The organism is Siphonobacter sp. BAB-5405 (assembly GCF_002872335.1).
In the GTDB taxonomy this organism is placed as follows: domain Bacteria; phylum Bacteroidota; class Bacteroidia; order Cytophagales; family Spirosomataceae; genus Siphonobacter.
Genome location: NZ_NJAG01000005.1, coordinates 117,322 through 142,167, shown reverse-complemented (window position 1 = coordinate 142,167; position 24,846 = coordinate 117,322). Strand labels below are relative to the sequence as shown.

General features: G+C 42.7%; 20 protein-coding genes. 13 read left to right on the top strand and 7 right to left on the bottom strand.

Annotated elements, in window-relative coordinates:
- Window positions 1–98: 98 nt before the first annotated feature.
- The 7 genes from BWI97_RS04615 (at window position 99) to BWI97_RS04585 (ending at window position 9,842) form a co-directional block, all read left to right on the top strand.
- Window positions 99–1,541 carry a bifunctional class I SAM-dependent methyltransferase/glycosyltransferase family 2 protein gene (locus BWI97_RS04615; protein WP_102200201.1) on the top strand — a complete coding sequence of 481 codons (1,443 nt, stop codon included), beginning with the start codon at window positions 99–101 and terminating at the stop codon, window positions 1,539–1,541.
- A gap of 54 nt (window positions 1,542–1,595) precedes the next feature.
- Window positions 1,596–2,351: a glycosyltransferase family 2 protein gene (locus BWI97_RS04610; protein WP_102200200.1), complete on the top strand. Its 756-nt coding sequence runs from the start codon at window positions 1,596–1,598 to the stop codon at window positions 2,349–2,351.
- A 75-nt stretch (window positions 2,352–2,426) separates the two neighbouring features.
- Window positions 2,427–4,787 carry an SLBB domain-containing protein gene (locus BWI97_RS04605; RefSeq protein ID WP_102200199.1) on the top strand — a complete coding sequence of 787 codons (2,361 nt, stop codon included), beginning with the start codon at window positions 2,427–2,429 and terminating at the stop codon, window positions 4,785–4,787.
- A gap of 34 nt (window positions 4,788–4,821) precedes the next feature.
- Window positions 4,822–5,877: a Wzz/FepE/Etk N-terminal domain-containing protein gene (locus tag BWI97_RS04600; RefSeq protein WP_158242686.1), complete on the top strand. Its 1,056-nt coding sequence runs from the start codon at window positions 4,822–4,824 to the stop codon at window positions 5,875–5,877.
- Entirely contained in the window at window positions 5,874–7,178 is a 1,305-nt protein-coding gene (locus BWI97_RS04595) for an O-antigen translocase (protein WP_102200197.1), read from the top strand. Before BWI97_RS04600 ends, BWI97_RS04595 begins: the two co-directional genes overlap by 4 nt.
- A gap of 155 nt (window positions 7,179–7,333) precedes the next feature.
- A complete protein-coding gene (locus BWI97_RS04590) occupies window positions 7,334–8,398 on the top strand; it encodes a hypothetical protein (RefSeq protein ID WP_146010872.1) in 1,065 nt (354 codons plus the stop codon).
- 337 nt (window positions 8,399–8,735) lie between these two features.
- Complete coding sequence (locus BWI97_RS04585) at window positions 8,736–9,842, top strand: glycosyltransferase family 4 protein (protein WP_102200195.1); 1,107 nt, start codon at window positions 8,736–8,738, stop codon at window positions 9,840–9,842.
- Here the strand turns inward: BWI97_RS04585 and BWI97_RS04580 are convergent, their stop codons facing one another.
- Window positions 9,843–11,147, bottom strand: coding sequence for a nucleotide sugar dehydrogenase (locus tag BWI97_RS04580; protein WP_102200194.1), 1,305 nt, complete (start codon window positions 11,145–11,147; stop codon window positions 9,843–9,845).
- Between the two features lie 148 nt (window positions 11,148–11,295).
- Between BWI97_RS04580 and BWI97_RS04575 the strand changes: the two genes are divergently transcribed.
- The gene (locus BWI97_RS04575) at window positions 11,296–12,300 is read left to right on the top strand and encodes a sugar transferase (RefSeq protein ID WP_102200193.1); all 1,005 of its coding nucleotides are present in this window, start codon (window positions 11,296–11,298) and stop codon (window positions 12,298–12,300) included.
- A 93-nt stretch (window positions 12,301–12,393) separates the two neighbouring features.
- On the opposite strand, the gene BWI97_RS04570 is transcribed toward BWI97_RS04575, so the two are convergent.
- The gene (locus tag BWI97_RS04570; RefSeq protein ID WP_102200192.1) at window positions 12,394–13,011 is read right to left on the bottom strand and encodes a HupE/UreJ family protein; all 618 of its coding nucleotides are present in this window, start codon (window positions 13,009–13,011) and stop codon (window positions 12,394–12,396) included.
- A gap of 80 nt (window positions 13,012–13,091) precedes the next feature.
- Entirely contained in the window at window positions 13,092–13,511 is a 420-nt protein-coding gene (locus tag BWI97_RS04565; protein WP_094812484.1) for a nucleoside-diphosphate kinase, read from the bottom strand.
- A gap of 368 nt (window positions 13,512–13,879) precedes the next feature.
- Between BWI97_RS04565 and BWI97_RS04560 the strand changes: the two genes are divergently transcribed.
- The 3 genes from BWI97_RS04560 to BWI97_RS04550 all read left to right on the top strand — a co-directional run bounded on the left by BWI97_RS04560 (window position 13,880) and on the right by BWI97_RS04550 (window position 16,837).
- Window positions 13,880–14,914, top strand: coding sequence for a bifunctional oligoribonuclease/PAP phosphatase NrnA (locus BWI97_RS04560; RefSeq protein WP_102200191.1), 1,035 nt, complete (start codon window positions 13,880–13,882; stop codon window positions 14,912–14,914).
- Window positions 14,915–14,968: 54 nt separating this feature from the next.
- On the top strand, window positions 14,969–15,841 hold the full coding sequence (locus BWI97_RS04555) for an FKBP-type peptidyl-prolyl cis-trans isomerase (RefSeq protein WP_094812482.1): 873 nt from the start codon (window positions 14,969–14,971) through the stop codon (window positions 15,839–15,841).
- Between the two features lie 102 nt (window positions 15,842–15,943).
- Entirely contained in the window at window positions 15,944–16,837 is an 894-nt protein-coding gene (locus tag BWI97_RS04550) for an FKBP-type peptidyl-prolyl cis-trans isomerase (protein ID WP_094812480.1), read from the top strand.
- Window positions 16,838–16,892: 55 nt separating this feature from the next.
- Here the strand turns inward: BWI97_RS04550 and BWI97_RS04545 are convergent, their stop codons facing one another.
- The 4 genes from BWI97_RS04545 to mnmD form a co-directional block, all read right to left on the bottom strand.
- Complete coding sequence (locus BWI97_RS04545) at window positions 16,893–18,077, bottom strand: hypothetical protein (protein ID WP_094812478.1); 1,185 nt, start codon at window positions 18,075–18,077, stop codon at window positions 16,893–16,895.
- Between the two features lie 142 nt (window positions 18,078–18,219).
- The gene (locus BWI97_RS04540; RefSeq protein WP_102200190.1) at window positions 18,220–19,743 is read right to left on the bottom strand and encodes a trypsin-like peptidase domain-containing protein; all 1,524 of its coding nucleotides are present in this window, start codon (window positions 19,741–19,743) and stop codon (window positions 18,220–18,222) included.
- Between the two features lie 276 nt (window positions 19,744–20,019).
- A complete protein-coding gene (locus tag BWI97_RS04535; protein ID WP_094812474.1) occupies window positions 20,020–20,457 on the bottom strand; it encodes an Hsp20/alpha crystallin family protein in 438 nt (145 codons plus the stop codon).
- A gap of 182 nt (window positions 20,458–20,639) precedes the next feature.
- Entirely contained in the window at window positions 20,640–21,377 is a 738-nt protein-coding gene (gene mnmD, locus BWI97_RS04530; protein WP_102200189.1) for a tRNA (5-methylaminomethyl-2-thiouridine)(34)-methyltransferase MnmD, read from the bottom strand.
- A gap of 183 nt (window positions 21,378–21,560) precedes the next feature.
- Between mnmD and BWI97_RS04525 the strand changes: the two genes are divergently transcribed.
- Both BWI97_RS04525 and BWI97_RS04520 read left to right on the top strand, forming a co-directional pair.
- Window positions 21,561–23,075, top strand: coding sequence for a tagaturonate reductase (locus BWI97_RS04525; protein WP_102200188.1), 1,515 nt, complete (start codon window positions 21,561–21,563; stop codon window positions 23,073–23,075).
- An 86-nt stretch (window positions 23,076–23,161) separates the two neighbouring features.
- Complete coding sequence (locus BWI97_RS04520; protein WP_102200187.1) at window positions 23,162–24,814, top strand: UxaA family hydrolase; 1,653 nt, start codon at window positions 23,162–23,164, stop codon at window positions 24,812–24,814.
- Window positions 24,815–24,846 lie beyond the last annotated feature (32 nt).

The following is a 24,846-nucleotide window of genomic DNA, read 5'->3' as shown; positions in this document are numbered from 1 at the left end:
AGTTTTGGCCTGCCTCTTTTCTTGAAAATGGAGTTTGTCCGAATTTGCGTAGGCCGCATTCGTATCCTTATTTCGTGTTTTTATTGCTTAACTCGCTCATGTCGATTTCCGAAGTTTCTCCGCAGCTGGACACTACTGAACATCTGGAATATTTTGAACGGATTGCTCCGTCGCAGGCCGCGTATCGTCGCAAAAAGAACTATTACTGGGACGAAATCACGCAGTACTGCGATTATTTCTCGCACGAAGAGCTTTCCATCCTTGAAGTAGGATGCGGTACGGGGGAGCTAATTGGTCAAATCAGAGGCCGCTACAAAACGGGAATTGATTTTAGCGAGGGGATGATTACTGTGGCTCGTCAGCAGTTTCCACAGATGGAGTTTCAGGTGATGAACGCCCGTGAATTACAGCTCGATCGCCAATACGATTTGATCATCCTGTCGAATCTGATTGGGTACATCGACGATGTTCAGGCTCTGTTCGAGCAATTACGGCCTTTATGCCATGAGCGTACGAAGATCATTGTCAACTACTATAATTTCGTCTGGGAACCTTTCCTGCGAATGGCGGAGTGGCTGGGCGTGAAGCGAAAGACGCCCCGGCAGAACTGGCTCTCCCGCATGGACATTAACAACCTGCTCTACCTGGCCGGGTTTGACGTGTACCGAAACAGCATGCGGATGCTTTGCCCGGTATATATTCCATTGATTTCAACATTCCTGAATAAATACGTAGCTAAGTTACCGCTCATTCGGCACCTGGCGATTAATCAGTATAGTTTCGCCAAGCCCGCCGTAGAAGTAGAGGACTGGCAGAATCGGTTTTCAACGAGTATCGTGATCCCGGCTCGTAATGAAAGCGGCAATATTGAAAATGCGTTGTTACGCATGCCCCGGTTTGGAAAGCATCTGGAAATCATTTTTGTGGAAGGAAACTCTACGGATGATACCTGGCAAACCATCCAGCGAATTCACGAGCAGTATAAAGACCAGTTCGATATTAAAATTCTGCAGCAGGACGGAAAGGGAAAGGGCAACGCCGTACGCAACGGTTTCGCCGTCGCTACGGGCGATATTTTAATGATTCTGGATGCCGATTTAACCGTACCGCCCGAAGATTTGCCTAAATTCTACAATGCCATTGCCTCGGGAAAAGGTGATTTCGTCAACGGATCACGATTGGTGTATCCGATGGAAAAGAAAGCCATGCGGTTTCTGAACCTGCTGGGTAACAAATTCTTTAGTCTGCTGTTTTCCTGGCTGCTGGATCGTCCATTCAAGGATACGTTATGCGGAACGAAAGTGATCTTCCGATCGGATTACTACCGACTCATTGCTAACCGTAAGTTCTTCGGCGATTTCGACCCGTTCGGCGACTTTGATTTAATCTTCGGGGCCTTCAAGTTAAATTTGAAAATAGTAGAGGTGCCTATTCGTTACCGGGAACGGACTTATGGAGATACGAACATTTCCCGTTTCAAACACGGATTTATTCTATTACGGATGTGTGCTTTTGCGGCTCGCAAACTGAAATTTATCTAAAACGAGATGCAATCGTTGGATAAATAAATTCTCTGACGGTTAACTCACTTACGCATGGCACAGCTTCCAAAAATTTCCATTGTTACCGTAGTGTACAATGGGGCCTTAACGATAGAAGATACCATACAGTCCGTACTGTCGCAGGACTATCCTAACCTGGAGTACATCATTATTGATGGGGCTTCGACGGATGGTACCCTGGATAAAGTCAATCCGTACCGGGACCGGATTGCTCAGGTGATTAGCGAACCGGACAAGGGAATTTGGGATGCGATGAATAAAGGATTACAGCGAGCTACGGGCGATGTGATTGGAATTCTGAATTCGGATGATGTATATGCTCATTCAAACGTATTGTCAAAAGTGATGAACGTCTTTGAAGAGCATCCAACCATCGAAGCAGCATATGGAAATTTAAAGTACATGGACCGTGGCTTGACGAAAGTAATTCGCGACTGGAAATCGAGACCATACGACCAACGTTTCTTCGAATACGGCGAAATGCCACCGCACCCCACTTTTTTTGCGAAACGGTCGTTATATGACCGGGTTGGGTACTTAGATCTGAACTTTCGTCTGGGAGCCGATTACGAACTATGCTTTCGTGCCATGCGGGTACATCAGCTACCCACGAAATGGATTGATGACTGCCTGGTACACATGCGGATTGGAGGTGAATCCAACCGGAGTGTTAAAAATATTGTAGACCAGCATCGTTTAAACATGAAGGCTTGGACAATTCATGGTTTACCCGTTCCTTTGTCCTTTCATTACGGTAAATTTATCCATCGACTTAAGCAGTTTTTATAAGTATTACATACAATTTGTTAACTTTGTAAGCGTTTATCCAGCGTAACCCCAACGATTGCCAACCTAACTTAATAAATGCGAAGTTTTTATACATTCGTACTAAGTATTATTCTTCTTAGTGCAGGAACCGTTTATAGTCAGGTTCCTGGAAAAGTTGAGCAGTTATCCGACGCTCAAATCCAAGAGTTTATTCAAAAATCCCAGGCTAGTGGCTTAAGTGAAGCTCAAATTGAACAATTAGCTCTTCAGCGAGGATATACCCAGCAGGATGTAATCAAAATGCGGGATCGGATTGCCAAGCTTAAAGCTGGGCAAACGAAAACAGCTTCCAGTCAATCTTCTGAAACAGAGACTGCCCGTAAACAAACGGAAGAGGTAGCTGAGAAAGCTCCAACGGTTGTTTCGAAGCAACAGAGTACCTCTAAAACAGAAGCAGAAGACAATTTAACACCAACACAAACAAAGGAGGTTTTTGGTTCGAGTTTCTTTCAGAATGCCACCCTTTCTTTCGAGCCCAACTTACGCATTGCTACTCCTAAAAATTACTCCTTAGGTCCTGAAGATGAGTTGAATGTCGAGATTTTCGGTAGTTCGGTACAATCTTATAAATTAAAAGTAAGTCCAGAAGGAAGCATTCGAATAGAAAATTCGGGGCCTATCCTAGTCAATGGGTTAACCATTGAAGAAGCTAAAGCCAAGATTGCTACTCGTTTACGGCAACTATACTCTATGCCGGGTATAGGTATTAACGTCACCCTAGGCAATGTGCGTAGTATAAAAGTTACCATTACAGGAGAAGTAGTACGCCCAGGGAGTTACACGATTTCGTCACTTGCAACAGTATTTAACGCTATTTATCAATCAGGTGGGCCTACGCCTAATGGTAGTTTTCGCTTAATTCAGTTACGTCGCAATAATAAGCTGGTGCGTACCATTGACCTCTATGATTTTTTACTCAAGGGCGACGAAAAAGATAACGTGGGCTTGCGGGACCAGGATGTATTGGTATTTCCGGATTATCAGGCACGAGTAGAGTTAAGTGGAGAAGTACGTCGACCGCTGATTTTTGAAATTAAAGAGGGAGAAACCTTAAAAGATGTTTTTCAATTTGCAGGTGGCTTTACCGATCAGGCATATACTGCCACTATTACAGTACGTCGGAATACCTCAAAGGAGCTAAAGATATTAAATATCCAGCAGGATTTCTTTGGTTCGTTTATTCCTCAAAATGGCGATCGCTTCACCGTGGGTACTATTCTGGATCGTTATGAAAACCGAGTGCAAATCGCGGGTGCCGTATTCCGTCCCGGAGAATACGCCTTAGATGAGTCAATCAGTACGCTGAAACAACTGGTTCAAAAAGCCGAGGGGGTTCGGGGCGATGCCTTTCTGGATCGTATTTTCATTCGCCGGGAAAAGAATAACTTAGACGTTGAAAACATCTCTGTCGACTTAGGTAAATTACTAAAAGGAGAAGTGGAAGACATTAAACTACAGCGTCAGGACTTTGTAACCATTAAATCAATTGACGAGCTACGGGAAAAATACACGGTAAGTATTGGAGGGGCAGTCAATAATGGCGGCAATTTTGAATACACCGAAAATATGACGCTCAGCGATCTCATCACGCTGGCAGGAGGCTTTGCCGAAGGAGCGGTTTCTTCACGTATCGAAGTATCGCGGAGGGTTAGAGCAGATAATACAAATATCTCATCAAGTGCAAATATACAGGTATTTACGTTGTCCATAGACAAGAATTTAAAGATCACCTCGCAGGAAAAGGCGTTTACTCTACAGCCTTATGATATTGTATATGTAAGAACAGACCCGGCTTATGAAGTACAAAGATTGGTAGAAATAGTTGGGGAAGTAAATTATCCAGGCAAGTATGCAATTCAGCGAAAGGATGAGCGACTAGTTGATATAATTAAAAGAGCTGGAGGGTTGAAAGAGAAGGCATTTCTAAAAGCAGCTCGTTTTTATCGGCACGGAGAGTTAGTGGCTGTTGATTTAGAAAGGATTTTAAAAAATCCAAAATCTAATGACAACTTGAGATTAGAAGATGAAGATCGATTACAGATTCCTCAAAAAGATGAATTAGTGCGAATCGTGGGAGGTGTATTGAATCCAGCTACGGTTAACTTTCAAGACAATTCTCTTGAAAGGTATATATCACAGGCTGGGGGTTTTACAGATGAAGCTCTTAGGAAAAAAGTATATGTAACCTACGCTAACGGTAAAACCAATACAACGAAAAAATTTATAGGTTTTAAATCATATCCAAAAGTAGAACCTGGAGCGATAATTAACGTACCTATTCAGGACACAACAAGTCAACGTAGAATGGATCCAGCCGAGAAGATTGCAGTATTTTCATTAATTGGATCCTTATTAATTGCTACTGGATCTGTACTAGCTAGTGTACTTCGAAATTAAATGATTCATATACTGCTATAAATATTCAATGGTTATGGGTTCATCTGAATACGTAATTCACACATCAAGTATCATTAAATTTCTAAGAAAAAAACGTTGGCACTTTTTGGTAAACAGTGTCATATTTGTGATAATAGGAGTAATATATGCTTTGCTAGCTCCTAAAGAGTATAGCTCAAGTGTAAAAATCTTACCTGAACTTCAAAATAAAAGTAGTTTAGGTAGCTTTCGAGCTTTAGCAGACTTAGCTGGCATAAATTTAGATAATGTACAAGTTTCAGAGGCTATACGACCTGATTTATACCCAAGCGTTTTAGAGAGTACCCCTTTTTTATTAAAAGTTGCTGAACTGAAAATAGCATCTATAGATTTAGGAAATGAGACAGTACAAGATTTTTTAGCTCGTCAAAAATCTCACTTCGATTTAATTAAATTTAATCTATTTGAAGGCAGTAAAGATATTGACGTTTCAAAAAAACATATATCAAAAGCATTTCCTTCGGAAATCCTAGTTTTAACAAAAGATCGACAAAAGTTACTTGATGATTTATCGAATCGAATCAATGCTAGTTTAGATAAAAAAACAGGTATAATAACTATCAACGTTGTGATGCCAGACCCTATAGCAGCAGCTTGGATAGCTCAGTATTCTACAGAATATTTAATAGAATATATGTTACGCTATCGAAATAATAAACAGGCAGAACAAGCAACGTTTTTAGTTGCTCAAAGAAATAAAGCTAAAAATCGTTTCGAAAATGCAGAACGTTCGCTAAGAATATATCGTGATAAAAATCGTAATCCCTTTTTGAATAGTTCTACCAGTGATGAAAGTGGTTTGCAAGCAGAATTATTGATTGCTCAAAATCTTTATTCAGAACTGGCCAAGCAAGCCGAACAGTCACAAATAAAAATGAAGGAAGAGACTCCTGTACTCAAAGTATTAGAGCCTGCCAAAGTGCCGATTATGAGAAGTAGTCCTAAGCGATTTCAAATTGTAATAGGTTTTTTAATTGCTAGTTTCTTTTATTCTTTATTCATACAACTGCTTATTTATTCTTACAAAAAAATTAAAGGAGTACAGTTGTGAAGATAATAAATACGTTAAAGGATTCAATAAATTTACATAAAGACAAGGCTTTTTTTAGTCTAAGTAATATTGTGAAAGTGTTGATATACTTTTTAACTACTAAAATTGTTTCTTTACTTATTGGGCCTGTAGGGGTGACTTTAGTATCTCAACTACAAAATATTATATCGATACTTCAGGTTATAGCTACAGGGGGAATGACTGTTGGCGTAACAAAATATACAGCTGATTATAAAGATCAGGTGATTAGGCAGTACAAACTAACCAATACGGCACTGCTGATGACAATAATGTTCTCATTATTGGTAGCAGTTATTTTGTTCGTAAGTTTTAGTGATATATCCATATATTTCTTAGGCAGCGAAAAATATGGGTATGTGCTAGTATTAACTGGATTTTTTATAATAGGGTATAGCCTTCAAAATCTAAATAATTCAATATTAGTTGGTGCTAAAAAATACAATTTATCTGCTAAGTATACGATCATTAGTTCTTTGTTTGGATTAATATATTCAATTACACTTATATATTTTTTAAAAATACATGGTGCGTTAATTGCCACTGCTACATTTCAATCATTTGGCTTTGTTTGTAGATTATTGCTAGTAGATTTTAAAGATTTTTTGGAATACAAAATAACTTTTAAGATTGACTGGGTATTAGTAAAGAAGTTACTTAAGTATTCATTATTTACTTTTATCAATGCTACAAGTATTCCACTAGCTCAGATATTTATAAGGCAGATAATTATAGATAGAGTTGGAATTACAGATGCTGGAGTTTGGGATGCAATGAATCGCATATCATTTGGAATTTCATTTTTTGTTAATATAACGTTTTCTGCCTATTTCATTCCAGCTGTATCTAACATAAAAAACCAATCTGTATTGAAATTATGGTTAAGAAAGAATATTTTTTTCTTAACCATAATTATGTCTAGTTTATGTTTTTTTGTTTTCTTATTTAAAGAATTAGTAATAAGAATACTTTATACATCAGAATTTAACTCGATGATAATCTTACTTGATTATCAACTTCTCGGTGAATTTTTCAAAATGATGGGTTGGCTATTCGGGTCAATTATGCTAGCAAAGGCATTAACTTTCGATGCTATATTGTTTGAGGTAATATTTAACGTTATTTCAATATGTATCTTATCATACTTATTCATAAGTAAAGATAATTTTCATAATGTATCTATGTTATATTTTTTAAATTATGTAATGTATTTTATTTTTTCCCTTATTCATTTTAAGTTTAGAACTGTGAAGCAGTTTTCATCTTCAGCCTCTGCTTCATGATTTATTATACACCAATTAAAGTAATTATAATTAAAGTGACTATTTGAAATTTATTAATTTAGAGTTTACTATTAAGTGTAATTATCGCCGCAATAATGATAAATATCAATAAAGAGAAAATTTGGTTATTTTTTTTTCTAGGAAAAGTGTTTTATATGATTTTTGCTGTTTTTGTTTTCTCTAAACTAACAATCTTAGGAGATACGGAACGGTATATAAGTGCTTCATTTCCTGATTTGTTGTCAACTATCCCTTTCTTGAGTGAAGATCCAGCTGGTCCATCTACTGTATTAATGGATTTGATAGGAGCCATTTCACGGATCATATCTTTAAATACGATACTTGTACATATTCCATGTGTTATTTTATCCTTTATAGGGATAAGGTACGCAGTTTTAAAATTAAATCTTAGTACTCAGGAGTTAATATTGCTACTAGCAGTTCTAAGTTTTCCTTCGTTCGGCATATGGACCTCGATTGTATCAAAGGAAGCAATAGGGAGTTTCTATATGGGAATTATTTGTGGCTATTTAATAGAGGTTCTTAAAGTTAATCGTTACAGACTAAATTTGCTTGAACTATTAGCTTTTTATCTTTGCTTGCTTTTTAAACCTCAATATATGATAGCTATATTACATATTCTGTTAATTGCTTTCATATTCAGATTACAGCTAAATGCATTTATTAACGTGTTACTTATTGGAGTTATTACTGTATCTGAAATAATTATAATATACTATTTTTCAGATCTCATTGAAAGTTTTGCCTCTTTACAACATTTGCACTTCTCAATTGAGGATAGTAATTCGACTCGCGACGATCCTTGGGTCAACTCAGGTGATTTTTTTAAATATGCTCCAGTAGGAATGTTCGTTGCTTTTGCGGGCCCCACAATTTTAGAAGTTATGGAAAAACCTATACAAGCTCCTTTTTTTATAGAAAGCGTAATTATTTGCCTAATAGTATTTTACTGGTTTGTGAAAAGTATGTACATAAAGGGGTTTGTATATATAAGTTTGCAAAACTTATCTTTATGGTTTTTTACTTACTTTTGGTTGTTATTTGTTCATTATCCGTTTGGAGCATTGAATCCAGGTAGCGGGATTAGATATCGGTGTAATTTCTTGATTTTATTTATAGTTTTTGGATATTATTTATATATGTCATCTAATAAAAGTTTTGATGTTGTTAGTTTAGATAAGAAAAGAGCTTTGGATTAGGTAATGTTATAAACTATGTTTAGACTACATGATTGTAAATCTCAATAACTTATGAGTAGTTTGATATTCTATTTATAATAGATTGATTTAATTATCAGTATAGAGATTGTCAAACAGAATATTAATAATTATGTTTTGTTAAATTATTAAAGTATATGTATGCTTCCACAAGTGCCTATTAAATGGCTAGCTATTTTTTAATTGTTTGATTTATAATAGTTTATTAATACGGTATTGTAAATTTATATAGTATTATATTATGATGCTGTTGAATTTTATTCAAGAATTTGGATAAAATTAATTTAATTATATTTCTAATATTTGATCATACTAATCAATGAAAATAGTTCAATTTATTACATTAGGGCACGAGTTGTATGGGGCTCAGAAATACGTACTAGAGTTATGTATATATCTGGTTGAGCAAGGACATGAAGTTACCTTAGTCGTTGGAACTATTGGTCAATTGACGGAATTAGCCGAAAAGGTAGGTGTAAAAGTTATTTTATTAAAACATTTAATCAGATCAATTGATCCTTTAAAGGATAGTCTGACTATAGTGAATTTCGTGAAATTATTAAAGAAAATACAGCCAGATATTGTTGTCTCACATTCGAGTAAAGCAGGAATTATATCTCGTTTAGCTTGCTTTTACTTAAAAATTCCAAATATATTTACAGCACATGGGTGGTCGTTTGCAGAGGGCATGTCCGGTAAGTCTTTAAAAATTTATTTAGCAATAGAGAAGATAATGGCTAAATTATCTGATCAGATAGTTACAGTTTCTAATGCTAATAAAGAAATTGCTATTAAGTATAAAGTTATAACTTCGGATAAAATAAACGTTATTTATTGTGGAGTTAAGCCAATAAACAGAACTGTACCGTATTATTTGCCAGATTCCTCGGCTCCCTTTATTTTAACTATGTCAGCAAGATTTTCTATTCAGAAAGATCATACTACCTTAATCAAAGCTCTAGCAAAACTTAAACACGAAAACTGGTTTCTTAACCTATTAGGAGACGGAGAGCTTCTGAATTCTGCCAGAGAAATGGCTATAAATTATGGAATTATAGATCGTATTCATTTTGCAGGTAAAGTTTCAGATGTAAACTCCTATTTACAGGAATCTCATATTTTTTTGCTTATCACAAATTGGGAAGGATTACCAATGTCTATTTTAGAAGCTATGGCTTGTTCACTACCTATTATAGCTACTGATGTAGATGGAATCAAAGAACAAGTAATAGAAGGCTATAATGGTTATTTAATTGCTCAAGGTGATGTAGATCAGCTAAGTCAGCGTTTACAACGATTATTTCACAATCCAGCTCAATTAATTGACTTGTCTCATAATTCTCTAGCTCATTTCAATGCCCACTTTCATTTGAATTCAATGCTAGAAAAACACGAAAATCTATATTATGATATGTTAAATAATTGACTAAAGACGTCCACTAGATAAATTTTTAGGTACTATGTTTTTCACATCAAATATAACTGTATTAGGATTCTTTAGATTTTCCCAATCTAAAGAATGAAATAAATTATGTGATACAGCTAGGACGATTGCTTCGTACTGACTATCTAACTGGGTTATTAACTCAATGTTCAGTTGTTTTTTTACTTCGGTGGGTGATGCTACTGGATCCCATACATCAGTAATTATGCCATAATCAGTAAGCTCTTTAATTATATCTACTACTTTGCTATTTCTCACGTCGGGACAATTTTCTTTATAAGTTATTCCTAGTATAAGGACTCTACTACCTTCAATCCGATGCCCTTTTTTAATCATAAGTTTTACGAGTTTATTAGCTATGAAGATACTCATTTGATCATTAATTCTGCGACCCGATAGCAAAACTTCTGGATAGTATCCTACACTTTCAGCCTTATAGAGTAAATAGTACGGGTCTACACTGATACAATGTCCTCCTACTAATCCAGGTCGAAAGTTCAAAAAATTCCATTTAGTAGAAGCTGCTTCCAGTACCTCTTGGGTATCAATTCCCAATCGGTCGAAGAGTAGGGCCAGCTCATTCATGAAAGAGATATTAACGTCCCTTTGAGCATTTTCAATCGCTTTACTAGCTTCAGCTACTTTAATCGAAGCAGCCTTGAACGTTCCAGCTGTAATAACGCTTCTGTATAATTGATCTACAAACTCTGCTATTTCAGGAGTTGAACCGGAAGTGACCTTTTTGATAGCGGTTACAGGACGAGTAGGGTCTCCAGGATTGATTCGTTCAGGCGAATAACCGCAGAAGAAGTCCTGGTTATATTGTAGTCCACTTTCTTCTACTAGTACAGGTACGCAGTCTTCTTCGGTACAGCCTGGATAGACCGTGGATTCATAGATGACTAAGTCCCCTTTTTTTAACATTTGTCCAATCGTACGGCTGGCTGCCAGTAAATAGGATAATTCTGGACGCTTGAATGCATCAATAGGTGTAGGAACGGCAACGATGTATATGGTGCAGGAACGGATTAGGTCAGAATTGTATGTAAATTTTAGATTGGTTGCCTTTTCTAATTCTAATGTAGTTACTTCATTAGTTGAATCAACATAACTTTCCAGTTCTGTAATTCTCTGATGATCAGTGTCAAATCCGATAGTTAGGTACTTTTGACTTAGGGCTACCGCTAGTGGTAATCCTACATATCCTAAACCAATGACTGCTATTTGTATTTTATCAAGAAAATATTCGTGAAGACTTGTATTTATCTGATTTGGAGTTCCGCTCATGATTAATTTTTTAAGAAATGTTAACAAGAACCTTGGTAGTATTGTATCTGTAAGCTAGATTAGCCTGTGCATTCTACACGCCTAGATTTCGCCTGCTCAGGATTATTATACGTTGTTTTATCTTTCATGGCCGAAATTTACTGTATTTATGAATACACATTTATATCCAACCTGCCAACAATATATTCACCGTTTAAAGAGTAAGAAATCAATCGGTAAGCAAATCATATTGTTTACGGGTTATGATTATTTTCTCCAGAAGCACGATCTCAAAATTTTACTGACTCGATATAGAGAGGTTATTTTAGTGCCTCGCCTGGTCGATGAGACTTATCTCATACGCGAAGCTCTGGCTCCTATCTTGGAAGGCTATACGGATGTTCATCTGGTGGCTAATCCCGAGTACGATGAGCGTTATCAGATTATCTATGAATTTGCTGCCAGTGCGAATAAGAACATAAAAATCCTCACCGTATACGATTTTTGTGAAAAGTATCTGAAGAAGGTATACGTACCGGAATCTCATAAAGAATCAAATCCCCTGCTTGCTTTAGTTCAAAGAAAAAATCGGCTTCAAAATCTGAGCAAGACCATCATCGACCTGTCTATTTCTTCGTTACTATTGGCTGTTTCAAGCCCCTTGTGGTTATGGAGCCGTATACGAATCGCCCAGCAGTCGCCTGGCCCCATTTTCTACCGTCAAAGCCGTGTAGGTCTTCATCAAAAGGAGTTTTACTGCATTAAGTTTCGTTCAATGCGGCTGGATGCCGAAGCTGCCGGGGCTCAGTTTTCCAGTAAAAAAGATAAACGTGTATTTAAGTATGGTGCATTTATGCGAGCCACCCGTATTGATGAGTTACCTCAGTTACTGAGCGTGTTTCGGGGGGAAATTTCTTTGGTAGGTCCTCGACCCGAGCGGCGAATATTTACGGAAAGTTTCGAAGAAGTGATTCCTCATTACGCTAGTCGCCATGCCATCAAACCCGGAATTACGGGCTACGCTCAGGTGATGTATCCGTACGGAGCAGGAGCAAAGGATGCCCGCCATAAACTGATGTATGACTTATACTACATCAAAAACTGGACGGTTGGACTGGAATTTAAAATTATCTGGAAAACCGTACTAACCGTCTTGAACTATAAAGGGTACTGATTTTGAAATAGCTAATAGGTCTTGTAGTAGTAACCTAACAAAAAACCCATTGAATCACTTCGATCAATGGGTTTTTTGTTGGCGTACTATGCACTAACCCATCAGCTCCTTCCAGTAATCCGATTCTTTAATGAGAATGACAGCAATGCCAGCTACGGCCCCGGAGACTACTAATTTCCAGTCATGTTTTTTTACCCGAAAGAGATCAATCAGTACCCAGGCAATACTCAAGATGATCAATACGATCAGTAACTGGCCTAATTCAAGACCTATATTGAAAGCCAATAGTGGTTTGACAATCGATGCTTCTTTTCCCAGTAAGCTGCGTAGAAAGTTAGAAAAGCCCATTCCGTGGATGAGACCGAAAAACAGAGCCATCAAATAACGGGGAGTAGCATTCACGGGTGGGTCAGGAGTTAAGATACTGTCCGTACGACTCTTCTGAAATAGATTGGTGATGGCCGTGAAAAGAATCGTTACCGGAATCAGAAACTCAATGACATCCGTACGGTATTGAATATATTGAAGTGTAGCCAGAGCTAGGGTAATGCTGTGCCCGAGCGTGAAGGCCGTTACCAGAATCAGCACGCGTCGCCAGTCGCGGAGCCGGTAGATGGCACATAAGGCGATAATGAAAATGATGTGGTCGTAACCGTTAGGATCAGTAATATGCTCGTAACCGAGCTGAAGGTAGAGGGCAAATTCGTTCATGGGAAATGGGTTAGGTCTGACTACTAAAGCAAAAGAGGTTTGAAAGTTATTTTCAAACCTCTTTTTGTTGAGGGCTTCTATTAATACTGCTCCGTGGTTGCGAAGAAGAAGTTAGATTCGATGGCCGCGTTTTCATCCGAATCAGAACCGTGGATAGCGTTGGCTTCCATTGATTTGGCAAACAGCTTCCGAATGGTTCCCTCTTCGGCATTCGCCGGATTGGTTGCTCCAATCAACTTCCGAAAATCAGCTACCGCATTTTCTTTCTCCAGAATCATCGGCACGATGGGACCCGAAGACATGTAGGCACAAAGGTCCTTATAGAAGGGGCGTTCAGCGTGAACAGCGTAAAATTCACCGGCCCGTTGCTGAGTTAACAGCGTTTTTTTCAGTGCTACAACGCGGAAGCCAGCCTCTTCAATGAGTTTGATGATCGCTCCTGTATGGCCGTCTGCGGTGGCATCCGGTTTAATCATCGTAAATGTGCGATTGCTTGCCATAGATTCGTTAGAAAGTTAAAGAATTTAGATTGGGATGAATGGACTAATCCGCTGATGTCCAGCAATAAGTCAGAATACATGAATCAACAAAACCTGTGTTTTATCGAAATTCTGCCCGCAATTTAGGGATACATTTTTACCGAAAGGACAAGCCGAAGACAAATGCAAAGGTTTTTGCTCTGTTTTTCAATAACTTTGCCCGCTCGTAAAAAATTATCCTTGAATTTATTCGTTGGTAAATTTCTGAATTTCAAATGTTTAGGGATTTAACTGAGGGGAGTGGATTAAAGACGGGAGCGAACAGAGGCGTTGCATTAACCCAGAAAAGTCACATAATCCCTGTGCCGCAGTAGGATTACTAAGAAAAAATGAGCGATTTGAGTCTGAATCCACACGCGTTAGAGGCCTTGAAAAGGCTGGTTGAAACGCCGCAACGGGTAGTAATCACTACTCATTACAATCCAGATGCTGATGCTTTAGGGTCTTCGCTGGGCTGGGCTGGTTACTTACGCAAAAAAGGGCATACCGTCCGGGTTATTACGCCATCCGAAGCTCCTCGTTTCCTGGCCTGGATGCCGGGCAACGAAGACGTCATTGAGTTTAGCCAGCGAACCGTAGCTCTGGCCGCTCAGACCGTTGCCGCGGCTGACGTCATCTTCTGTCTGGATTTTAATGCTCTGGCCCGTCTGCACGACCTGGAGGCCATCATTCGGAATTCGCCCCTGCCCAAGGTGATGATTGATCACCACCATCACCCCGAAGATTTCGCTTCGATTGTCATTTCTGAGCCCTCGGCAGCGGCTACCGCTCAGCTCATCTACCAGCTTATTAATGAACTGGACGGTAAAGAACTACTCGATGTAGCCATTGGCGAATGTCTGTACGCGGGTCTGATGACAGATACGGGCTCGTTCCGTCACCCCAGTACCAATCCGGCCGTACACCGCATGGCGGCCGACCTGATTGAACTGGGCGTGAATACCAACCGGATCCACCGGCTTATTTTTGATAATAATTCATTGGGACGCATGCAATTCCTGGGGTATGTACTCTCCCAGAAATTGAATGTGCTGCCTGCCTACCGGGCGGCTTACGTGGCTCTGACGGCCGAAGAACTGAAACGCTTCAATTCGCAGACCGGCGATACGGAAGGGGTTGTAAACTATATCCTCTCCATCGAAAATGTTGTGATGGCCGTGCTGCTGATCGAACGTGATCGGGAAGTCAAACTTTCTTTCCGCTCAGTGGGGGATGTCGCCGTCAACGAGTTTGCCCGGAAGCATTTCAGTGGGGGAGGGCACCGGAATGCAGCGGGTGGTCGTACGCAGGAATCGCTCGATGAGGCCGTCACGCGGCTGATTTCGCTCTTGCCGGAAATTAAAGACCAATTGGATGAAGCCTAAGCTTCCAAGCATTCTGTACTTTTGTAATTAAACTCTGAAATAGAATCAATTCTCATGCAAAAAAAACGATGGGTACTGCCGGTTTTGGCTGCTGCCACGCTGTGGTCCTGTAATCAGTTTAAGGTTAGTGTTGCGGAAAATGGAGTAAAGTACCAGTTTCACGAACACGATGAAAAAGGGAAAGTAGCCAAAGACGGAGAGGTACTAACGTTCCATATGGTCGTGAAAACGCCGGGTGATTCCGTACTGCGGGATTCCCAGAAGGAAGGCCAACCCCTGGTCATGCTGGCTCAGAAAGGTCCGTACAAAGGAAGCTTCGAAGACGGAATGAAAATGCTGGCGGCTGGTGACAGTGCTACTTTTTACATTAGCGTAGATTCTTTGTTCCGTGGCCCTGGAGCCACCCAGTTACCTCCGTTTGCTAAAGCAGGTACGGATTTTAAATTCCAGGTAAAACTCCTGAAAATTGAAACGCAGGAAGCTTTCCAGAAACGGGCTGAAACCGAACGTACCGCTCGTCCGAAGAAAGAAGCGGGTGATATCTCCGCGTACATCGCTAAAAATAACCTGAAAAACGCCGTAACCTTACCTTCAGGGGTACAGTACGCTACTACGCAGCCGGGTACGGGCCCCGCTCCTGCCAAAGGAGATACGGTGAAAGTATTCTACGCTGGAAAACTTCTGAGCGGAAAGATTTTCGACGAAAACCACAAAGAAGGCCTGTCCTTCCCCGTGGGTATCGGACAAATGATTCCCGGTTTTGATGAAGCGGTTCAAACCATGAAAAAAGGCGAAAAAGGAGTAATTATGATTCCTTCGGCCTTAGGATACGGCGAGCAGGGTTCTCCCGGAGCTATCCCTCCTAATTCAGTATTAGTCTTTGAAGTAGAGCTTATTGATGTCAAAAAAGGAAAATTACCGGTATAAGCCGCTTTTTTGATTTTTTTGAAAATTTACTTGGATTTATTCCAACGGAAAGGCACCTCTTTGGTGTCTTTCATCGTTTCCTAACAAAAAATTATCGTTACAATGAAACTGTATCTTCCTCTTGTACTGGCCGGTGCCGCTCTATTGACCGGGTGCAAAGGTCTTAATGATGATTATCAAGAAAAGGCCGAAGAAAATGACAAACAAATTCAAGCTTATATCGCTTCTAATGGGTTAAGTGCTACGAAATCACCCTCTGGTATTTATTACCAAGTGGGCGGAACGACCAGTAGCCGTAAACCACAGGTAGGAGAGCAGGTGCGGTATAACTTTTACCTCACGCAGCTGAATAATCAGATCATTGATTCTACGTTTAAGACAAGGCTGGCTACAGGTACCTGGGGCCTCAATTTCAGCGGGGACAACGGAGCGTTACTGGAAGGACTTTCCATGATTGGCATTGGAGGATCCAATATCGTATTGAGTCCGCACTCCCGAGCCTATGGAAGTCAGCAGTACGCTGATTCTACCGGAAAAGTGATTCTGCCCGCGTATTCAGCGGTTCGGTACGACATCAAAATGGTACGGGTGTTGAATGAAGCCGAACAAATTGAAGAATATATTACGAGCAAGCAATTGAAGCTGACGGAAACTACCTCCGAAGGACTGCGGTACATCAATATCACAGAAGGAACCGGGGCCCAGTTAACGAATGGAAAATCAGCAACGGTACGTTACCGGGGACAATTGTTGAACGGAACCAAATTTGATGAGAGTCCCACTGCAGGCGTAACGTTTACGGTAGGGGTATCTACAACCATTCCTGGGTTTAATCAGGCCCTTCAGAAAATGAAGGTAGGCGGAAAAGCGATTGTTATTATGCCTTCTTCGTTAGGCTATGGAACCAGAGGACGACTGAATGAAGCTCAAAACGCGTATACGATTCAACCGTATGCTCCTTTGCTGTTTGAACTTGAAATTCTTTCGGCTAACTAGTGAAGAAATACGCTTACAAGTAAAACCCCGGCTTGTCAGAAGCCGGGGTTTCTTTTTATCCTTGGAAACGTCTCTTCACAATTTCGTAGAAGTCGTCGGCCTCATCGGCGACATCCCGCCACTTATACTGGGTTGAATAAACCCGGTTCATCAAATCCTTGGCCTGATCAAAGCTCTGGCATTTTTCGAGTTCATCTACGGCCTGATGGTACGCCGCGGCGTCGCCCTGAAAAAGCTGATTGATGAAAATGAACTTATGGTTGAGTGAAATGAAGCTATGTAAGCTGGCAATTGGTTTATGCTGAAACTGACTGCTTACGGTTTCCTCGGCGGCGGAGGAATTCTGCCGAAATTTTTCGTTGAGGTTCGTCGGTTGCATGGCAAACGGATCATTGACACTCGCCGTCACATCTTCCGCAACGGTAACGGGAGGTGCGGTAGGAATAACGGCGTAATCCGGAGCGGGTACCGAAGGGCTGGGAATCGTCGAAGCCATGGGTTCCGGTCCGGAAGATTCCGCCCGACTTACCAGAGATGATCCTGCGTATCCTTCTTCCTTCGAGGGGGAAGATCCCGCCATACCCGGAGCTACCTGTTCGAAAAAGTTAGCAGAAGCCTCTTTTACGTACAGCGTAGATTCATCCAGGGGTAGGGTTTTCGCAAACTGATCCAGGATAGTTGGCGTGGCATCCAGACGGCTCGATTCATTCAGAAGCGAATCCAGCCACAAAATGGCCTGGGTTGTACTGGCCGCGGATTCCGTGCCCAGACGTTCGGCCAGACCACCGGCAATGCCCGTATGAATGCGATTGTACTTCTTAAAGGCTTTTAGTTGATCAGCCGTAAGCTTATAATCCGGAAGTTCGCGTAACCAGCCCTGGAAATACTCCTTGGGGGCTAGTAATAGTTCCAGACTTTCGTGGGTAGCTTTCGCTACCAGGGCTTCCAGATCCTTGCGTTCGACGGAAATGTGCTGCGATACCGTATTAAGAAAGCTTTGCAGAGCCGTTTTGACTTCGGTACTTTCAAAGTTGAAATACGGGCTACGAAAGGCAGTAGCCGTTTCTTTCCAGGCATCGTAGAGGTCTCGAATGACAAAAAGGTTAACCTGGGATACCGGACTGAAACGGAGCAGGGCATCGCCGTTGATTCGATTTTGCTGAGCGTACTGTTCATTGCAAAGTTGTGCGGCATACGCTTTAGCGTATGTTTCAACTGCGGTCACGTCTAACTTCGGCATAAGGCTATCGCGAATAGTTCTTTTAAAAGTAAAATCAAACGGAAGCATCAGCAAGAACGCTTCCCGTTTTTACCCAATTGCAGACGCATAAATACAAAAAATCCCCGCCAACTGACGGGGATTTTTGTATTTATACGAAGAATTAACGTAAGGTACCTTCCAGACGATATTGTTGTCCGCTTGAAGGATCGATACCAATGATCCGCACGCGACCCCGACGATTCGCCAGCAGGTCACCCGCTTGTTTGGCATCTTTGATAACCGTATCATCAATTTTGGTAATGATAAAGCCTACCGGAACTTCCTGGTATTCCATCCAGCCATCGGACAGTACTTCCACCACTTTGGCTCCACCGTTGATGCGGAATTTCGATTTCTCGTTGTTCGTCACGTTGTCCAGTTTGGCACCTACGGATTCAACTTGTACGAGTGAAGAAACCGGCGATTTTACGATACCCGTGCTACCGTCCATGTTTTTCAGCGTAACGTTGAAATCTTTCAGTTGACCATCGCGGTTTACGGTTACTACGACCACGTCACCGGGTTTATGCTGAGCACCGACCAGTTCTACCAGACGAGGCAAGTCGTTGACGTCTTTACCGTCTACTTTCACAATGACGTCACCGATTTTCAGACCAGCGGCTTTCGCAGCACTGGCGTTCGGGTTTTCACCGAAGCTACCGAAGTAAATACCGGAAGTAGCTTTCAGATCTTTCTGGCTGGCCAGCTTGTCATCCACTACCTGCATTTGTGAAATACCCAGGTAACCGCGTTGAACGTTACCGTACTTCAGCAAATCACTGGCTACTTTCTTCACCAGGTTAGAAGGTACAGCAAACGAATAACCGACGTACGTACCCGTCTGACCACCGGCAATGGCCGTATTAATACCGATCAGGTCGCCTCTGGAATTGACCAGAGCACCACCCGAGTTACCGGGGTTTACGGCCGCATCCGTTTGGATGAAGGCTTCAATCGGACTCTGAGCTTTCTCACGATCACCCAGGATACCAATGGAACGGCCTTTCGCACTCACGATACCTGCCGTAACCGTTGATTCCAGATCAAAGGGGTTACCTACGGCCAGTACCCATTCACCTACTTTAATATCATCCGAGTTTGCAAAGGGCAGATACGGCAGGTTGGCGGGCAGTTTTTCGCCCTGCAACTGAATCACGGCGATATCCGTGTTGGGGTCCGTACCTACGAGTTTTGCCTTAAACTTCCGTTTGTCGCTCAGTACTACTTCCAGCTCGGAAGCGTCGGCTACGACGTGGTTGTTCGTAACAATATATCCATCGGGACTGATAATCACACCCGAACCTGAGGCCATGCCTTCCTGACGTTGAGGCTGACGACGGCCACCACCGAAGTCTTCATCGCCAAAGAAGTCGAAGATGCTGGGCATCTGCCGCTGACTCACCTGACGTACGACTTTTGATTTGATGTGTACCACCGCCGGCGTCGATTTATCGGCAGCCGCTACGAAATCGCCGGGAATACCGGCCATGTTCGTGGTGAACTTCGCACCCGCTCCTGAAGCGTTGGCTTCAGTCAGTACCACATCCCGTTGAGAGCCTAATCCCAAGAGGTGAGCTCCACCCAGGGTAATTCCGCTACTCAATACCCCAACCAGGGCTAAAGATTTCCAATTGCTGTTATTCATAGCTGTTAAACGTTGTTTGGAGAGGGAAATTCATTACTAGTTTACGTAAAAAAGTGCTCCAAAATCGAATCAGCGAAAAGTTGTTCTAGTTAAGTTCTTAGACTTGCTAATCTTAACGCGGTTTAGAGAGAATCTGTTGCGAAAATAAAGGGATTAAGGTTTTTTAACAACAGATTGTGATAATAGGGAAATGAGCGGGCTGAATGTTAAGAAAGCAGGGAGAACGCTAGTGTTCTCCCTGCTTTCCTCCGCACGAACCAACCGCACTAGATAAGATTAGGCAATGGAAATTTCACGAGGCTGTGCTTTTGCTTCTTCTTTTTTCGGGAGCGTCAGGTACAGGATTCCGTCGGTATAGCTGGCTTCGATTTTCTCGCCATCTACGGTTTTGGGTAATACAAAGGCCCGTTGGAAACTGCTGTAGCTGAATTCTTTCCGGCTGTATTTTTCGGCTTTCTCTTCGTTCTGGCTCTCTTTCTTGACTGAAATGACCAGGCGATTTTCGTGTACGCTTACTTTAAAGTCTTCTTTTTTCAAACCAGGGGCAGCCAGTTCAAGCTGGAAGTTTCCTTCGCTTTCTTTGACATTGACAGCAGGCAAATTATGGAACTCATTCTTACCAGCTACCTGGTTGTACGATTGAAAGAAGTCATCGTTAAAGAAACGATTTACTAAAGAAGGGAATGCAGGTTGATGAAATTTCACGAGTGACATGGCTATAACGTTTTTTATTGTTTTCGATGTTCAACCGACTCATTGATTGTCGGACGACTCTATAATTAAAACAGCTATACCAAACTCAAAAATTGAAAATTTAGTGACAAAATGTCTTATTTCCGATAATCTGGAAAATAAATTACTGACAAAATGTCTAAAACAGTTAAAAAATGTCAGTTTTAGGACTCATTTGAACGTTCAGGTTCCCAAACAGCTCGTACTACCTCCCGCTTGCCCTGCGGTCCGGGATGTTTTTCGACGCGAAAACCAGCCGCTTGTAAGGCCCTCCGTACAACGCTTTTGGAGCAATAGGTAGTCAATAGGCTACCCACCTGCAAATGGCGGCCGATTCCGGAAAAAACTTCAGTAGTCCAGAGTTCTGGCTGTGAGCTGGGAGCAAAGGCGTCGTAATAGACCAGATCGTACGGCTCGCCGAGGGGTGCATTCGCCAGAAAATCCTGAAGAGTGGCGTGAACTTTACGCAGGGTGAAGGTGGGCGACAGGCGTACGTCCGTGTCCCAGACCGCCTCGTGCAGCGATTGTAAAACTGATGCGTGCATAAACTCGTCGTAATTGAGTTGCCGATACGCTTCGGGCGGAACGGGATATGCTTCCAGGCTGGTATAATGTACGGCAACGGGTGACTGCCCGGCCTTAAGTAAGGTCAGGAGAGCGTTGAAGCCCGTACCAAAGCCCATTTCCAGAATCCGGATTTCCTGCTTTCCCGATTCCAGTAAATAATCCAGCCCTAATTCCAGAAAGATACGTTTCGATTCATCAAAAGCTCCGTGCAGGGAATGATACCACTGGTTAAAGCGGGCCGAGTAGAGCGTATGACTACCGTCCTTGGTGAGTACCAGCTCATTCGATGCGTGTGTCGGATCCGAATGCGTAGGGTTTGAGCTTCCTGCTTCCATTATTTCTTTTTATTCAGGGTATGATCTGACTTCGCCCGTCCTTCCTTACAGACGAATCATTCGAAAAAATTTCACTTGTATACAAGGGTAGAAGAAGAGCTGATCAGCAAATCATCCAGCTTATCTTGGATGATTACGGCAAACTTCCAACCCTCTACTTCAAACTTTACTAACGCTTTAGTCATGTTGCTTTCCCGCAAAAACTTGCCCCAAATTTCGGCAACTGTGCCGGTTCAATTACCCAATCCCTCCGTTTTTGAATTACCCGAACGCATTCTGCAATTTGGTACGGGCGTGTTGCTGCGGGGGTTGTGCGACTATTTTGTGGACAAAGCCAATCAACAGGGCGTATTCAACGGTCGAATCGTGGTGGTGAAATCAACCGGAAGCGATACGTCCGAATTTGATCGGCAGGATCAACTCTTTACGCAGGTGATTCGGGGCCTGGGCGAAGATGGACAACCGATTGAAGAATACATCGTCAACGCCAGTATTTCCCGTACCCTGGCTGCTCCGAGCCAATGGGCCGAAATTCTGGCCTGTGCGAGCAATCCCGAGATGCAGATTGTTACTTCGAATACGACGGAAATCGGTATTCAGCTCGACGAAACCGAAGATTTGCAGGCCACGCCTCCCAAATCATTTCCGGGTAAACTGACGGCCTTTCTGTACGCTCGCTGGAAAGCGTTTAACGGTTCAGCCAAAAGCGGTATGGTGATTGTACCCACCGAGCTTGTGCCTGACAATGGTACGAATCTGCGGAAAATTGTACTGGAGCTGGCTCGTCGCGGGAATCTCGAAGCTGACTTTATTCAGTGGCTGGAAACGGCCAACTCCTTCTGTAATTCACTGGTAGACCGGATTGTTCCCGGAAAACCTAACGCGACGGATCAGGCCGAATACCAGCAGAAACTAGGCTATGAAGATGGCCTGCTCTGCGTATCAGAAGTATACCGCCTCTGGGCTATTGAAGGCGATGAAAAAGTAAAAAGCGTACTGAGTTTTGACGCCGTGGATTGTGACGAAGCCAATGCCTTAGGGGTGATCATCAAACCCGATATTGATCGCTACCGGGAGCTGAAACTTCGCCTGCTGAATGGCTCGCACACCCTGACCTGCGGACTGAATTATCTTTCGGGTAAAAACGCCGTTCGCGAAAGCATGGTCGATCCTGTATCGAGTCGCTATGTGAAAGAATTGATGTTTGAAGAACTGGCCCCGGCCATTCCATACCCGATCGAGCTGGAGGTAGCCCGTACGTACGGAGCCAGTCTGCTGAACCGTTTTTCCAATCCCTTTCTGGAACATAAACTGCTCAGTATTACGTTGTACTATACCTCTAAGATGAAAACCCGTAACGTGCCTTTGCTACTCAAGCATTACGAACAGACGGGCACGGCTCCGGAGCGTTTTGCCCTGGGTTTTGCGGCGTATGTACTGTTCATGAAGGCCGTGAAAGAAGAAGGAGGCAAGTACTTTGGCGAACGAAACGGCGAATCATACCTCATTCAGGACGAACCCGCTGGCTGGTACTTCGATTGGTGGTCGCGTCAGGGCGAACTTTCGGAAGTACTCGGCAATACGGATTTCTGGGGTACGGATCTAAATGCCTTACCTGGCTTCGGCGAGCGGGTGGCGTTCTATTTGAACAAGCTTCAGGAAAGTCCGGAAGCCGCTTTTGAGGCCGCTTTATCTTAACTGATTTTTATTCATTTCTTTTCCATTGGAAATTCGGGTAGCAAGGTCCGGATTTCATCTTTTGAAAGAAAGAATCCTTTACTCCCATGCAGCAACGAGTATTAAAAGTCCACCCCGCCGATAACGTTATTGTCGCCCTAACTGATCTGAAAAAAGGCGAGATCATTTCGTTTCAGGGGGTCGATTACGAGCTGGTCGATGATATTGCGGCCAAGCATAAATTTCTGACGGAAGATCGGGCCGTCGATGAAGACATTACCATGTACGGTGTGCTGGTAGGGAAGGCCAAGCAGTTTATCCCCAAAGGCGGACTCATGCACACGTTCAATACGCGTCACGCCTCGGACGATTTTGGATTGGGATCGCGTAAGCTGGAATGGACCCAACCCGATACAACCAAGTTTAAGCAGCGATCTTTCCTGGGGTATCACCGGCAGGATGGAAGCGTAGGTACGGCCAATTACTGGATCGTACTGCCCATGGTATTCTGCGAAACCCGGAATTTGGAAGTCATGCGGGAAGCCCTGGTGGATTCCCTGGGCTACGGCAAAAATCAGGTCTGGAAAGATCAGACTGAGCAGTTGATTAGCCTGTACCGTTCCGGCAAATCCGTAACGGACATTCTCAACGCCGATTTAGCCATTGAGGAAGAAACAGCGACCCAAACCCGCCTGTTTCCGAACGTGGATGGTGTAAAATTCCTCAACCACGAAATGGGTTGCGGCGGTACGCGTTCGGACGCTCAGGCTCTGTGTGGCCTGCTGGCTGGCTATGCGACGCACCCCAACGTGGCGGGAGTCACGGTACTAAGTCTGGGTTGCCAGAACGCTCAGGTATCGATTCTGAAGGAGGAAATTGCCAAGCGGGACCCGAACTTTGCCAAGCCGCTGTACGTATTTGAGCAGCAGGAAATTGGTTCAGAAGAGAAACTCATTGCCGGAGCGATCAAGCAAACCTTTGCTGGACTAATCGAAGCCAATAAAATTGAACGTCAGCCCGCTCCGCTTTCCAAGCTGGTCATTGGACTGGAATGCGGTGGTTCGGACGGGTTTTCCGGAATTTCGGCGAATCCGGCGATTGGTCATACGTCAGATATTCTCATATCGCTGGGCGGTACCGTCATTCTGGCGGAATTTCCGGAACTCTGCGGTGTAGAACAGGAACTGTCGGATCGTTGCGTCGATGAAGAAACGGCTTTGAAGTTCAACTCGCTGATGAAAATCTACAATTCGCGGGCGGAAGCCGTAGGTTCTGGTTTTTACATGAATCCCTCACCCGGTAATATCAAGGATGGATTGATTACGGACGCCATCAAGTCTGCCGGAGCCGCGAAAAAAGGTGGGAATTCACCCGTTGTAGATGTGCTGGATTACCCTGAGAAAGTGACCAAGCCCGGTCTGAACCTGGTTTGTACCCCCGGAAACGACGTGGAGAGTACCACGGCTGAAGTAGCTTCGGGAGCCACCGTCGTTTTGTTTACCACGGGTCTGGGTACGCCTACGGGTAATCCGGTTGCCCCCGTCATCAAGCTTTCGACGAACACGAAGCTGTACCACAAGATGAACGATATTATCGACATCAACTGTGGTACCATCATCGACGGTCAGGAAACCATCGATGAAGCGGGCGAACGCATTCTGGATTACGTCATTCAGGTTGCCAGCGGTCAGGTTACCCCGCACTCGGTGCGGCTGGGTCAGGATGATTTCATCCCCTGGAAACGTGGCGTATCGCTGTAAGTACTACGTCATTTAATCCTAAAAAATTGAAT